Below are 13,307 nucleotides of genomic sequence, written 5' to 3' on the forward strand. Positions count from 1 at the left end.
TCTGCCGGAACCAGCCGACGTGCGCGCTGCGTCCGAGCTATCGCCACACCGGACGACAACGAGGGAGCGGGGATGGACGGACAGGTCATACGACGCCGCGGCGGACTGCTGGCGGTGACGGCACTGACGGCGGTATTCGCGTTGACCGGCTGCGGGGCCGGCGACAGCGGGTCGGCGGACACCGCGGCCGTGGCCCCGGCGAACGGGGACGTCGCCCAGCAGGACAAGGCGGCCGGCGCACCCGAGGCGGCCCGGGAGGCGCAACCGCAGCAGGGTGGGGCCGGGGCACCCCAGGAGGCCGGCGCACCCGAGGCGGCCCGGGAGGCGCAACCGCAGCAGGGTGGGGCCGGGGCACCCCAGGAGGCCGGCACCGGGGCACCGGACCTGCGCGTCGACCAGCGGGCCATCATCTACACAGGCTCGATGCGGGTGCAGGTGGACGATGTGGACGCCGCTGCCCGCGAGGTGAGCGCGCTGGTCACCCGCTCCGGCGGCTTCATCGGTGGCGACAACCGGCGCAGTGCCGACGCCGACGCGGTGGCCGAGTTGCAGCTGCGGGTGCCGGCCGCGAAGTTCACGGCGGTGGTGGACGAGATCGCGAAACTCGGCAAGCAACAGAGCCGGGAGATCAGCACCGAGGACGCCACCGAGGCGATCGTCGACCTCGACGCGCGGATCACCACTCAGCAGGCCCGGGTGGAGAGTGCACGGCGGTTGCTGGCCCGCGCCACCTCGATCACCGACCTGGTGTCGTTGGAGAACGAGCTGGGCCGTCGTGAGGCCGACCTGGCGTCGTTGGAGGCCAAGAAACGGCGACTGGCCGACCTGACCGCGCTCTCCACGATCACCGTGGCACTGGCCGGGCCGGCGGCCAAGGTCACCGAGGAGAAGACCGAGACCGGTTTCCTGGCCGGGCTCAGGGGCGGTTGGCAGGCGTTCGCCGCCTCGTTGACCGTCCTGCTCACCGTGCTCGGGGCACTACTGCCGTGGCTGGTGCTGGTCGGCGTGCCGGTGGCGGTGCTGCTGCTGGTGCTGCGGCGGCGGAAGCGGACGTCGGCCCCGACCGCTGCGGTCAGCGCGCCGCCGCCAGTGCCCGCAGCGCGGTCTGCACCATGACGCGTACGCCGGCGGGGATGGCCCGCTCGTCCACGTCGAAGCTGGCCCGGTGCAGGTCGACGTTGGGACCCGAGCGGCCCACCCCGAGCCGGGCGAGGGCGCCCGGGACATACTCCAGATACCAGGAGAAGTCCTCGCCGCCCATGCTCTGCGGTGTCTCGGCGATCCCTTCCGGACCGAGCGCGGCGGCGGTGGCCGCCGTCAACACCTGGATGGCCCGCGAGTCGTTCGACACCGGCGGCCGGCCGCGCAGGTATTCCAGGTCGACAGTGGCGCCGGTCGGCGCGATGACGTCCCGGACCACCTGAGCGACGATCTTCGGCGCCTGCTCCCAGGTGTCGCGGTCCATCACCCGCAGGGTGCCGGAGGCACTCGCCTCCGAGGGGATGACGTTGTAGCGGGTGCCGGCCGAGGCGTGGCCGAAGACCAGCAGCAGGCCGCTGTTGGCCGGCACCCGGCGGCTGACCAGGGCGGGCACCTCGGTGACCAACCGGCCGAGCGCGTCGACCAGGTCCACGGTCAGGTGCGGCCGGGCGGTGTGCCCACCCGGGCCGGAGAGTCGGACGGTGACGTTGTCGGCAGCCGCGGTGATCGGACCGACCCGCAGGCCGACCCGCCCGACCGGCAGGTTCGGGTCACAGTGCAGCGCGAAGATCTGCACCACGTCGTCCAGGCCGCCGGCCTCGATGACCTCCAGCGAGCCGCAGGGCAGGATCTCCTCGGCCGGCTGGAAGATCAGCCGGACCCGCCCGTCCAACTCGCCCAGGTCGGCGAGTTGGGCCAGCAGCATGCCGACGCCGAGCAGGATCGAGGTGTGCACGTCGTGCCCGCAGGCGTGGCAGACGCCCGCCACCGTCGACCGGTAGGGCACGTCCTTGACGTCGTCGAGGGGCAGGGCGTCGATGTCGGCGCGCAGCGCGACAACGGGGCCGTCCGGGCGACCGTTGACGTCGCAGATCACGCCGTTGCCCTTGGGCAGCAGGCGCGGGTTGAGCCCGGCCAGCGAGAGTTCCCGGGCGATCAGGGCGGCCGTCTCGAACTCGTTGCCGGACAACTCGGGGTGCGAGTGGAGGTGACGGCGCGTAGCGATAAGCCCCGGAACCCGCAGGGCGAGGAGGTGGTCCAGGTCGCGGGGCAGCGGCTGGGAGCCTGGCGACGTCTCCAGCCAGGACGACGCCAGCTGGCCATCCGTGGGCAGCGTCAACGCACTCGTCACGTCGAATTCTCGATCACTAGAGATGGATGGATCATCGGGGACAGCAGACAGCCTAGACCTCCGACGGTGACGCTGCGCAACCTCGTTACGGTAATGATCAGACCGCGCAGCGTCAGGAATGCCCTGCTCGGGGCGCTCAGAGATGTGTGGGACAGCAGGTAGATCGCTATCGAACGCCGACATCCGCCCCTCACCTCCTACAACGCGTAACCGATCGCGGAGGCTCCGGATTCGGCGGAACACGTGCGGCTCCTGGTGCAAATTGTCGCATTAGTCGGTGTGATGAACTGACACTCCGACAATTAGCCGACCACACTCCGCAACGCGCCGGATAGGGACGCTCACACGGCGTCGCCCACCACGGGCGCACACCCTGTGCGTCCGCGCTCCGCCAACCCGGTACCCGCCGAACGCGATGGACACACCGCCGCGGCGAACGGACGCTCAGAACCGATCGGACGGCCGGTACAGCCCCCACACCTCGCGCAGCGTCCCGCAGACCTCACCCACCGTGGCCCGGGCCCGCAGCGCCTCCTTCATCGGGTAGAGCACGTTGTCCGAGCCCTCCGCGGCGGCCCGCAGCTCGGCGAGCGCCCGCGTCACTGCCGCACCGTCCCGCTCGGCGCGCAACCGCGCCAGCCGCTCGGCCTGGGCCGCCTCGATCGTCGGGTCGACGCGCAGCGGCTCGTACGGCTCCTCCTCGTCCACGGTGAACCGGTTGAGCCCGACCACCACCCGCTCAGCCGAGTCGATCTCCTGCGCGATCCGGTACGCGGACTGCTCGATCTCCCGCTTCTGGAACCCGGCTTCGATTGCGTCCACCGCCGAGCCGTGATCGGCCACCCGCTCCATCAACTCGAGCGCGGCGGCCTCGATCTCGGCGGTCATCGCCTCCACCACGTACGACCCGGCGAACGGGTCGACGGTGGCGGTCAGGTCGGTCTCGTACGCCAGCACCTGCTGGGTGCGCAGCGCGAGCCGGGCCGCCTTCTCGGTGGGCAGCGCGATGGCCTCGTCGAAGCTGTTCGTGTGCAGCGACTGCGTGCCGCCGAGCACCGCGGCCAGCCCTTGCACCGCCACCCGGACCAGGTTCACCTCCGGCTGCTGGGCGGTGAGCTGCACGCCAGCGGTCTGGGTGTGGAACCGCAGCATCATCGACTTCGGATCCTTCGCGCCGAAGTCGTCGTGCATCAGTCGGGCCCAGATCCGCCGGGCGGCGCGGAACTTCGCCACCTCCTCCAGCAGGGTGGTGCGGGCCACGAAGAAGAACGACAGCCGGGGCGCGAAATCGTCAACCGCGAGCCCGGCGGCGAGCGCCGCCCGCACGTACTCCACGCCGTTGGCCAGGGTGAACGCGATCTCCTGCGCGGGCGTCGCGCCGGCCTCGGCCATGTGGTAGCCGGAGATGGAGATGGTGTTCCACTTCGGCACCTCCTTGCGGCAGTACGCGAACGTGTCGGCAACCAGGCGCAGCGACGGCTTCGGCGGGAAGATGTACGTGCCCCGGGCGATGTACTCCTTGAGGATGTCGTTCTGGATCGTGCCGTTGAGCGCCGAGCCGGGCACCCCGTTCTCCTCGGCCACGAGCTGGTAGAGCAGCAGCAGCACCGAGCCGGGCGCGTTGATGGTCATCGAGGTGGAGACCTTGTCCAGCGGAATGTCGGCGAAGAGCAGCCGCATGTCCTCGATGGAGTCGATGGCGACACCCACCTTGCCGACCTCGCCGTGCGCGATCGGATCGTCGGAGTCGTAGCCCATCTGGGTCGGCAGGTCGAACGCCACCGACAGGCCCATCGTGCCGGCCCGCAACAGATGGTGGTACCGCGCGTTGGACTCGGTGGCGGTGCCGAAGCCGGCGTACTGACGCATGGTCCACGGACGGGAGGTGTACATGGTGGGGTAGACGCCCCGGGTGTACGGGAACTCGCCGGGCGCGCCCAGCCTGGAGTCCAGATCCTCCGGGAGGTCCGCGCCCGTGTAGACGTCCTGGATCGGGAAACCGGACTCGCTTGACCGCCGTTCGTTCATCCCCGGATGGTAGGACGCCCGGGCATCTCGGCGGGTGAGGGATACCGCACAGCCCGTCCCGAACCGTCGACAGGAGGTGAACGACGTGGCACTTTCTGTCGACTTGAATAAACGTCCGCCGCGTCGGCTTTCGCATCAGGCGTCGGAACCAGCAAGATAGGGGGGTTGTGTCCCAGCCCCCTCGATTTCCCCCGGTGGCTTTTCTGTGACTCAGATCCCGACGTGGAGCGGCGGACCGGTAAGTCCCGCCAACGGCCGCGCAGCACCCGGCACCACCATCGGTGACCGGTACTCGCTGCGGTCCTCGGTGGGCAACGGCGGCATGGGCACGGTGTGGCGTGCCACCGACACCCTGCTGCGCCGCGACGTGGCGGTGAAGGAGGTCGTCCTGCCCCCAGGGCTGGCCCCCAGCGACCGCGACGCCATGTACGAACGCACCCTGCGCGAGGCGCGGGCCGCCGCCGCCATCCAGCACCCGGCAGTGGTGCAGGTGTACGACGTGGTCACCGAGGCCGGTCGGCCGTGGATCGTGATGGAGCTGCTGGACGCCCGCAGCCTCGCCGACATGGTGATCGAGGACGGGCCGGTCGCACCCCGCGCCGTCGCCAAGATCGGCATAGCGCTGCTCGGCGCGTTGGAGGTGGCGCACGCGATCGGCGTGCTGCACCGCGACGTCAAACCGGCAAACGTGTTGATCTGCTCCGACGGGCGGTGCGTGCTCACCGACTTCGGGGTCGCCCGGATGCCCACCGACGTGCAGCTCACCACCCCCGGCATGGTGCTCGGCTCGCCGCACTTCATCTCGCCCGAGCGGGCCATGGGCCAGGAGTTCGGCCCGCCGAGCGATCTCTTCTCGCTCGGGGTGACGCTCTACACGGCGGTGGAGGGGCGTCCCCCGTTCGACAAGGGTGACCCGATCGAGACCATGCACGCGGTGGTCGAGGACCCACCGGCCCCGCCGCAGCGCAGCGGGCCGCTGACCCGCGTACTGATGGGCCTGCTGGAAAAGGACCCGGCCCGCCGGCTGGACGTGCACACCTCCCGGGCCATGCTGCGCGAGCTGCTCGCCGGCCCGCTCGGCAGCACCGCCACCGCTGTGCACTCGGTCACCGACCCGTACGCGGTGGTGCCGGTGCAGCAACGCCCGGTGCCGGTCCTCCCGCCGCCTGCGGCAGAGCCGAAGTCGGACAACCAGATCGGTGGCCCGGCGATGCTGGCCCCGAACGAGTCCCTTACCGACCGGCTGGCCGCGCTACGCCGGGGTGAGCGTCCACGGCCGGCCGCGTCGGCCGGTGCCACCGGGTTCGACGAGACGAGCGCCGACGCGTTGGCCGGTCCGCTGCACACGCCCACCGGCGCGATGCCCGGCCCCGACCGGCCGCTCTCCGCGCGCACCTACGGTGGCAGCGCCGACACCACCCAGCGGGTGGACGCCGGCGGGCACCCGGACGCCACCCAGCGGGTCAGCTACGGCAGCCCGGCCGAGGCCACCCAGCAGGTCGGATACGGCGGCGCGCCGGAGGCCACCCAGCGCGTCGGCGGCACCTACGGTGGCGGCAACCAGTGGTCGGTGCCGGGCACCGGTCAGCCCTGGGCCACCCCGCCCGCCGCTTCGGACGGCGGCGCGCTCGGCAAGGTCCGCGCCACCGGTGGTCAGCTCGTCCGCACGGTGCAGGGCTGGCCTCGCAAGACGCAGCTCGCCGCGGCCGGCGGGTTGGTCGTCGTGCTGCTACTCACCGTGGTGGCCCTGTCCAGCGGCGACGACCCGCCGCCGAGCACCCCGGCCGCGCTGCCCACCGCGTCCGCCCCGGCGGCTCCCCCGGTCGAGATGCAGGAGCACGCGGCCCGCGGCATCCAGGTCATGGTGCCGAAGGGCTGGAAGAAGGCCACCGGCCCTACGTACACCGACTACATCGACCCGGAGGACAGCGGCCGCAAGGTCCGCATCATCACCGAGAAGTGGTCGACCGACTCCAACCGCTGGGCGGAGACGGCGGAGAACGGTCTCAAGACCAGGAGCACCTCCTGCGTCAAGCCGTACCAGCAGATCAACGCCGCCGAGACCGAGCTGGCCAGCAAGCCGGCGGCCGAATTCGAATACACCTGCGGCCAGGGCGACGTCATGCGGCACGGCGTCTGGCGTGGCGTGGCCGAGGGCGGCAAGGCGTACTCGTTCTACCTGACCGCCACGGACGCCAAGTTCGCGGAGAGCAAGCCGATCTTCGACGAGATGGTGCGCACGTTCCAGCTCACCGGCGACGGCTGAGCCGAGGGAACCGGCAGCGGTGATCCGCCGTCGTGCTATCAAGGGGCATGGCGGCGGACACCACTGACATCGACGACATTCGCGAGCAAGCCAGGCGCTGGCTGGCTGACGACCCCGACCCGGCGAGCCGGGACGAGCTGACGGCGGTACTCGACGGGCTGCCGGCGAGCGCCCCGGAGCTGGCCGACCGGTTCGCCGGCCCGCTGACCTTCGGCACGGCCGGCCTGCGCGGTCCGCTGCGCGCCGGCCCGAACGGCATGAACCTCGCCGTGGTCACCCAGGCCGCTGCCGGCCTGGTCACCTGGCTCGCGGCCCAGGGTGGCACCGGCCCGCTGGTGATCGGGTACGACGCTCGGCACGGCTCCCGGCAGTTCGCCGAACGCACCGCCCAGGTGGCCACCGGCGCTGGCCGTCCGGCGCTGCTGCTGCCCCGCCCGCTGCCCACCCCGGTGCTGGCGTACGCCGTGCGTCACCTCGGCGGGGTCGCCGGAGTGATGGTCACGGCCAGCCACAATCCGCCGCAGGACAACGGCTACAAGGTCTACCTCGGCGCGGAGCTGGGCGGGGAGCTGGGCGCCGGCGCGCAGATCGTGCCGCCCGCCGACGCCGGGATCGAGGCGGCCATCCGGTCGGTCGGACCGCTGACCCAGGTGCCGCTCGGCGGGCCCGGTCAGGTGCTCGGCGACGACCTGGTCGCCTCGTACGTCGAACGGGCCACCGCGGTGATCGACCCGGACGGGCCCCGGGACCTGACTGTGGCGTACACCCCGCTGCACGGGGTGGGCGCGGCCGTGCTCACCGCCGCGTTCGCCAGCGCGGGTTTCCCGACCCCCGGTGTGGTGCCCGACCAGGCCGAACCGGACCCGGCGTTCCCCACCGTGTCGTTCCCCAACCCGGAGGAGCCGGGTGCGGTGGACCGACTGATCGCCCTTGCCGACTCCACCGGCGCGGACCTCGCCATCGCCAACGACCCGGACGCCGACCGGTGCGCGGTGGTCGTCCGCGACAGCGTGGGCGACGGGCAGACCTGGCGGATGCTGCGGGGCGACGAGGTGGGCGTGCTGCTCGCCGACCACCTGATGCGCCGTGGGGTGACCGGGCTCTACGCCACCACCATCGTGTCGTCGTCACTGCTGCGGGCGATGTGCGCGGCGCGGGGCCTGCCCTACGACGAGACACTTACCGGCTTCAAGTGGATCGTGCGGGCCGGCGGTGGCAGCACGCCGCTCGTCTTCGGCTACGAGGAGGCGCTCGGCTACTGCGTCGCCCCGGAGCACGTCCGGGACAAGGACGGCATCACCGCCGCGTTGACAGTGGCCGAGTTGGCCGCCGGGCTGAAGACGCAGGGCCGCACGCTCACCGACCGGCTTGACGAGTTGGCAGCCGAGTTCGGCGTGCACCACACCGACCAGCTCTCCGTCCGGGTGGACGACCTGCGGGTGATCACCGACGCGATGGCCCGGATCCGGGCGGCCACGCCGACCACCCTGCTCGGGCAACCTGTCGACAGCGTCCGGGACCTGCTACCCGAGGCGGACGTGGTGATCCTGCGTACCGCGGAGGCCCGGGTGGTGATCCGCCCTTCCGGGACCGAGCCGAAGCTCAAGGCGTACCTCGAGGTGGTGGAGCCGGTGCCGGACGGCGATGTCGCGGCCGCGCGCAGCCGGGCCGGCGCGGCGGTCGCGCGGTTGCGGGCCGACGTCGCCGCCGCCCTCGGCATCTGACCACGACCGACCCCACCTCCCTGTCCTGCCCCCTTTGCTCTGCTTCAGCGGAGGCAACACCCGGCAGCCGTTTGTGTTGCGTGGGTTGAAGCAGAGCAAAGGGAACAGCGGAGGCGGGCTGGCCCGGCGGTCAGGCGCGCTTGCCGAGCGCCGCGTCGACCGCCGTGGCCAGGGCGGCGACGACCAGGCCGACCGAGGGGCGGACCACGGAGTCGTCGGTGCTCACCTGACCGGAGAAGCCCGCACCGGTGGCGATCTCCTCCAACCGCCGGCGGGCGGTGGCGGCCTCCTCGCCGCTCACCCCCAGCGCGGACTCCATCCGCAGCACCGCGACCAGGGTGGCCAACGCGGCGGTCCGCTCGTCCGGGGCCGCCGCGCCGGTGAGCGCGTCGGCCAGCCGCTGCCGGGTCTCCGCCTCGACCGAGGAGTCCACCACCGGATACCGGTGTACGTGAATGAAGCCCAACTCGGTCTCGTCGACGTCCTGCACGACGCCCCGGGCGCACAGGTCACCGAGGATGCGGTCGCGCAGTCCGTGCCGCAGGCGCTGCACCCAGGAGGCCGGGGTGTGCGGGGTGTCGGCGGCGATCCGGCCGAGCACCTCGTCGGCGACCGGCTCGCCGGTGGGCGTGGGGTCGATCATCGCCAACGATCCGTCGGCGTACGCGATCCGGCCGGCCAGGGCCAGCTCGACCAGCACCGCGGCGGCCATGCCCAGGTCCAGGCTGATTCGCGGCATGGTCGCCTTGCCGGTCGTGTCGTCGTAGGCGAGGAGCAACAGTTCCTCGGCGAGCGCAACACCAGTCATGGCCGGAGACGGTAGCGGGTCCGTGCACGACTGCGCACGGACCCGCCCGACCCGGTGCCGACCGGGTGCGGTTCTCAGAAGCGGGGCATGCCGCCGAACTGGCGGTCGCCAGCGTCCCCGAGGCCGGGGACGATGAACATGCGGTCGTTGAGCCCTTCGTCGATCGAGGCCGTGACCAGGCGCAGCGGCAGGCCGGAGCGTTCCAGCCGCTCGATGCCGACCGGCGCGGCGAGCACGCAGAGCACTGTGATGTCGGTGCAGCCCCGGTCGGCGAGCAGCCGGCAGGAGTGCTCAAGCGAGCCACCGGTGGCCAGCATCGGGTCCAGCACCAGCACCGGCAGCCCGGCCAGATCCCGGGGCAGCGACTCCATGTAGGCGCGCGGCTTGTAGGTCTCCTCGTCGCGGGCCAGGCCGACGAAGCCCATCGAGGACTCCGGCAGCAGGCCGAGCGCGGCGTCCGCCATGCCCAGACCGGCCCGCAGCACCGGGACGAGCAGCGGCGGGTTGGCCAGCCGGGTGCCCTCGGTGCTGGTGACCGGCGTCTGCACCGGGTACCGCTCGACGGGGAAGGTGCGCGCCGCCTCGTACACCAGCATGGTGGTCAGTTCGTGCAGGGCGGCCCGGAACGTCGAGGAATCGGTGCGCGCGTCCCGCATGGCGGTCAGTCTCGACTGGGCCAGCGGGTGGTCAATGACGTGTACGTCCACGATCGCTCAACCTACCGGTCCGTTCGGCGCGCTGGTGCGGGTGCGGTCGGACCGGCGACGCCGCTCACGTCGGGCCAACCGTGACCAAGATCACTCAGGGGTTCCGTGCGTAGACTTCTGGGCATGACGGCGACAACGACGTCGGCCCGGTCGGAGCTCTCCGAGCTGGGACGATCCGAGACCGCTCTGCGGACCTTCCTGCACGGCCTACCGGGCGTGGACCAGGTCGGCGCGGAGCAGCGGGCGGCACAGCTCGGCACCCGATCCATCAAGACCACCGCCAAGGCCCAGGCGATCGACCTGGCGATCCGGATGGTCGACCTGACCACCCTGGAAGGGGCGGACACCCCGGGCAAGGTGCGCGCGCTGGCCGCGAAGGCGCTGCGCCCCGACCCGGCCGACCCGTCCTGCCCGCACGTCGGCGCGGTCTGCGTCTACCCGGCGATGGTCCCGTACGTCGCCGAGGTGCTGCGCGGATCCGGCGTGCACCTGGCCAGCGTGGCGACCGCGTTCCCGTCCGGTCAGGCGCCGTTGGAGATCAAGCTGGCCGACACCCGGGCCGCCGTGGCGGCCGGCGCCGACGAGATCGACATGGTGATCAACCGTGGCGCGTTCCTGGCCGGGCGGTACAAGGAGGTCTACGACGAGATCGTGGCCACCAAGGAGGCCTGCGGGGACGCCCACCTCAAGGTCATCCTGGAGACCGGCGAGCTGGCCACGTACGACAACGTGCGCCGCGCCTCGTGGCTGGCCATGCTGGCCGGCGGTGACTTCATCAAGACCTCCACCGGCAAGGTTCCGGTAGCGGCGACGATGCCGGTGACCCTGGTGATGCTGGAGGCGGTCCGCGACTTCCGGGCGGCCACCGGACGACAGGTGGGCGTGAAGCCCGCCGGTGGCATCAAGACCACCAAGGACGCCATCAAGTACCTGGTGATGGTCAACGAGACAGTCGGTCCGGACTGGCTCGACCCGGACTGGTTCCGCTTCGGCGCGTCCAGCCTGCTCAACGACCTGCTGATGCAGCGCACCAAGCTGACGACCGGCGTCTACTCCGGTCCCGACTACTTCACCCTGGACTGATAGCCGATGTTCGAATACGCCCCCGCCCCCGAGTCCCGCTCGGTGGTGGACCTCAAACCCTCGTACGGGCTGTTCATCGACGGTGCCTTCGTCGACCCGACCGACGGCGGCAGCTTCAAGTCGATCAACCCCGCCTCCGAGGAGGTGCTCGCCGAGATCGCCGAGGCCGGCGCGGCCGACGTGGAGCGCGCGGTGCGTGCCGCCCGCACGGCGTACGACAAGGTGTGGGGTCCGATGCCGGGCCGGGACCGGGCGAAGTACCTGTACCGGATCGCCCGGCTCATCCAGGAGCGCTCCCGCGAGCTGGCCGTCCTGGAGTCCCTGGACAACGGCAAGCCGATCCGGGAGTCCCGCGACGTCGACCTGCCGCTGGTCGCCGCGCACTTCTTCTACTACGCGGGGTGGGCCGACAAGCTGGGCCACGCGGGCTTCGGGCCGAACCCCCAGCCGATCGGGGTGGCCGCGCAGGTCATCCCGTGGAACTTCCCGCTGCTCATGCTGGCCTGGAAGATCGCCCCGGCGCTCGCCGCGGGCAACACCGTGGTGCTCAAGCCGGCCGAGACGACCCCGCTGACCGCGCTGCTCTTCGCCGAGATCTGCCAGCAGGCCGACCTGCCGGCCGGTGTGGTCAACATCCTCACCGGCGCCGGTGACACCGGCCGCGCCCTTGTCGAACACCCCGGCGTGGACAAGGTGGCCTTCACCGGCTCCACCGACGTCGGCCGGGCCATCGCCCGGTCCGTGGCCGGCACCCGCAAGAAGCTCACCCTGGAGCTGGGCGGCAAGGCCGCCAACATCGTCTTCGACGACGCCCCCATCGACCAGGCCGTCGAGGGCATCGTCAACGGCATCTTCTTCAACCAGGGGCACGTCTGCTGCGCCGGCTCCCGACTGCTGGTGCAGGAGAACGTGGCCGACCGGGTGCTGGAGTCGCTCAAGCGGCGAATGGCCCAGCTGCGGGTCGGCGACCCACTGGACAAGAACACCGACGTCGGCGCGATCAACTCGGCCGCCCAGCTGGAGCGGATCCGCGAGCTGTCCGACGCCGGCTCCGCCGAGGGCGCCGAGCGCTGGTCACCGCCGTGCGAGCTGCCCGAGCAGGGCTTCTGGTTCGCGCCGACGATCTTCACCGGCGTCACCCAGGCCCATCGGATCGCCCGCGAGGAGATCTTCGGCCCGGTGCTGTCGGTGCTCACCTTCCGCACCCCGGCCGAGGCCGTGGAGAAGGCGAACAACACGCCGTACGGGCTGTCGGCCGGGATCTGGACCGACAAGGGCTCCCGCATCCTGTGGATGGCCGACCGGCTGCGCGCCGGTGTGGTCTGGGCCAACACGTTCAACAAGTTCGACCCCACCTCGCCGTTCGGTGGTTACAAGGAGTCGGGCTACGGTCGCGAGGGCGGCCGGCACGGGCTGGAGGGCTACCTCAATGTCTGAGCGGGTCGCGGTACGCAAGACGTACAAGCTCTTCATCGGCGGGAAGTTCCCGCGCAGCGAGTCGGGACGGTCGTATCTCGTGCAGTCCTTGAATGTGTCACTGGCCTCCCGCAAGGACGCCCGGGACGCGGTGGTCGCCGCCCGCGCCGCCGTCAAGGGCTGGGCCGGTGCTACCGCGTACAACAGGGGTCAGATCCTCTACCGGGCCGCCGAGATGCTGGAGGGCCGCCGCGAGCAGTTCGTCGCCCTGGGCATCCCCGGCGACGAGGTGGACGCGGCGGTGGACCGCTGGGTCTGGTACGCCGGCTGGGCCGACAAGCTCGCCCAGGTGTACGGCGGCGCCAACCCGGTCGCCGGCCCGTACTTCAACATCTCCGCCCCGGAGCCGACGGGCGTGGTCGCTGTGGTCGCCCCGGACCGCCCGGCACTGCTCGGCCTGGTCAGCGTGATCGCCCCGGCGATCGTCACCGGCAACACGGTGGTAGTGGCGGCCTCGCCGTCGGAGCCGCTGGCGGCGGTGACGCTTGCCGAGGTGCTGGCCACCTCGGACCTGCCCGGCGGTGTGGTCAACATCCTCACCGGCGCGATCACCGAGACCGTGCCGGCGTTGGCCGCGCACATGGACGTCAACGCGCTCGACCTGACCGGGGTGACCGACGCCTCGCTCGCCACCGACTTGGAGATCAAGGCTGCGGAGAACCTCAAGCGGGTGCTCCGACCGGCCCCGGCCGACCACGACTGGTCCGCCGATCCGGGCCTGGCGCCGATGACCGCGCTCCTGGAGACCAAGACGGTGTGGCACCCCAAGGGGGTGTGATCGCCTGTCTCTCGGCCTTGGGGTTTTCCGGGGGAGCCCGCCCACTCCGGGCGGTCAGGCTTGATCCCTGCGTGGGCGGGCTCCCCCGGAAAACCTGACGTGGCC

General features: G+C 71.6%; 10 protein-coding genes. 6 read left to right on the top strand and 4 right to left on the bottom strand.

Annotated features, from left to right (window positions below; genetic code table 11):
• Positions 1-72 precede the first annotated feature (72 nt).
• On the top strand, positions 73-1,116 hold the full coding sequence (locus AB0B85_RS05060) for a DUF4349 domain-containing protein (protein ID WP_357403703.1): 1,044 nt from the start codon (positions 73-75) through the stop codon (positions 1,114-1,116).
• Here the strand turns inward: AB0B85_RS05060 and AB0B85_RS05065 are convergent.
• On the bottom strand, positions 1,073-2,332 hold the full coding sequence (locus AB0B85_RS05065; RefSeq protein ID WP_357403705.1) for an amidohydrolase: 1,260 nt from the start codon (positions 2,330-2,332) through the stop codon (positions 1,073-1,075). The genes AB0B85_RS05060 and AB0B85_RS05065 overlap by 44 nt on opposite strands.
• A gap of 444 nt (positions 2,333-2,776) precedes the next feature.
• A complete protein-coding gene (locus tag AB0B85_RS05070) occupies positions 2,777-4,360 on the bottom strand; it encodes a methylmalonyl-CoA mutase family protein (RefSeq protein ID WP_357403707.1) in 1,584 nt (527 codons plus the stop codon).
• A 205-nt stretch (positions 4,361-4,565) separates the two neighbouring features.
• On the opposite strand from AB0B85_RS05070, the gene AB0B85_RS05075 reads away from it, so the two are divergent.
• Both AB0B85_RS05075 and AB0B85_RS05080 read left to right on the top strand, forming a co-directional pair.
• Entirely contained in the window at positions 4,566-6,626 is a 2,061-nt protein-coding gene (locus AB0B85_RS05075; RefSeq protein WP_357403709.1) for a serine/threonine-protein kinase, read from the top strand.
• A 47-nt stretch (positions 6,627-6,673) separates the two neighbouring features.
• Positions 6,674-8,350 (top strand): phospho-sugar mutase, encoded by a 1,677-nt coding sequence (locus tag AB0B85_RS05080; RefSeq protein ID WP_357403711.1) that lies wholly within the window; start codon positions 6,674-6,676, stop codon positions 8,348-8,350.
• Positions 8,351-8,480: 130 nt separating this feature from the next.
• Here AB0B85_RS05080 and AB0B85_RS05085 read toward each other — a convergent pair whose 3' ends face one another.
• Both AB0B85_RS05085 and upp read right to left on the bottom strand, forming a co-directional pair.
• A complete protein-coding gene (locus tag AB0B85_RS05085) occupies positions 8,481-9,158 on the bottom strand; it encodes a GPP34 family phosphoprotein (protein ID WP_357403713.1) in 678 nt (225 codons plus the stop codon).
• A 74-nt stretch (positions 9,159-9,232) separates the two neighbouring features.
• On the bottom strand, positions 9,233-9,865 hold the full coding sequence (gene upp / locus AB0B85_RS05090) for a uracil phosphoribosyltransferase (protein ID WP_357403715.1): 633 nt from the start codon (positions 9,863-9,865) through the stop codon (positions 9,233-9,235).
• 123 nt (positions 9,866-9,988) lie between these two features.
• Here upp and deoC point away from each other — a divergent pair, with 123 nt between their 5' ends.
• The 3 genes from deoC to AB0B85_RS05105 are packed head-to-tail and all read left to right on the top strand — an operon-like array spanning position 9,989 to position 13,202.
• Positions 9,989-10,948 (top strand): deoxyribose-phosphate aldolase, encoded by a 960-nt coding sequence (gene deoC, locus AB0B85_RS05095; RefSeq protein ID WP_357403717.1) that lies wholly within the window; start codon positions 9,989-9,991, stop codon positions 10,946-10,948.
• 6 nt (positions 10,949-10,954) lie between these two features.
• Positions 10,955-12,385 (top strand): aldehyde dehydrogenase family protein, encoded by a 1,431-nt coding sequence (locus tag AB0B85_RS05100; protein ID WP_357403719.1) that lies wholly within the window; start codon positions 10,955-10,957, stop codon positions 12,383-12,385.
• Positions 12,378-13,202, top strand: coding sequence for an aldehyde dehydrogenase family protein (locus AB0B85_RS05105; RefSeq protein ID WP_357403721.1), 825 nt, complete (start codon positions 12,378-12,380; stop codon positions 13,200-13,202). Before AB0B85_RS05100 ends, AB0B85_RS05105 begins: the two co-directional genes overlap by 8 nt.
• The last annotated feature ends 105 nt before the right edge of the window (positions 13,203-13,307 follow it).

The organism is Micromonospora sp. NPDC049044 (assembly GCF_040649215.1).
Taxonomy (GTDB): Bacteria; Actinomycetota; Actinomycetes; order Mycobacteriales; family Micromonosporaceae; genus Micromonospora.

Bases quoted from the DNA above. Each gene is read 5' to 3' on its own strand.
- AB0B85_RS05070 (WP_357403707.1), bottom strand. From the start codon at position 4,360: ATGAACGAACGGCGGTCAAGCGAGTCCGGTTTCCCGATCCAGGACGTC.
- AB0B85_RS05080 (WP_357403711.1), top strand. From the start codon at position 6,674: ATGGCGGCGGACACCACTGACATCGACGACATTCGCGAGCAAGCCAGG.
- AB0B85_RS05060 (WP_357403703.1), top strand. From the start codon at position 73: ATGGACGGACAGGTCATACGACGCCGCGGCGGACTGCTGGCGGTGACG.
- AB0B85_RS05085 (WP_357403713.1), bottom strand. From the start codon at position 9,158: ATGACTGGTGTTGCGCTCGCCGAGGAACTGTTGCTCCTCGCCTACGAC.
- AB0B85_RS05100 (WP_357403719.1), top strand. From the start codon at position 10,955: ATGTTCGAATACGCCCCCGCCCCCGAGTCCCGCTCGGTGGTGGACCTC.
- deoC (WP_357403717.1), top strand. From the start codon at position 9,989: ATGACGGCGACAACGACGTCGGCCCGGTCGGAGCTCTCCGAGCTGGGA.
- AB0B85_RS05105 (WP_357403721.1), top strand. From the start codon at position 12,378: ATGTCTGAGCGGGTCGCGGTACGCAAGACGTACAAGCTCTTCATCGGC.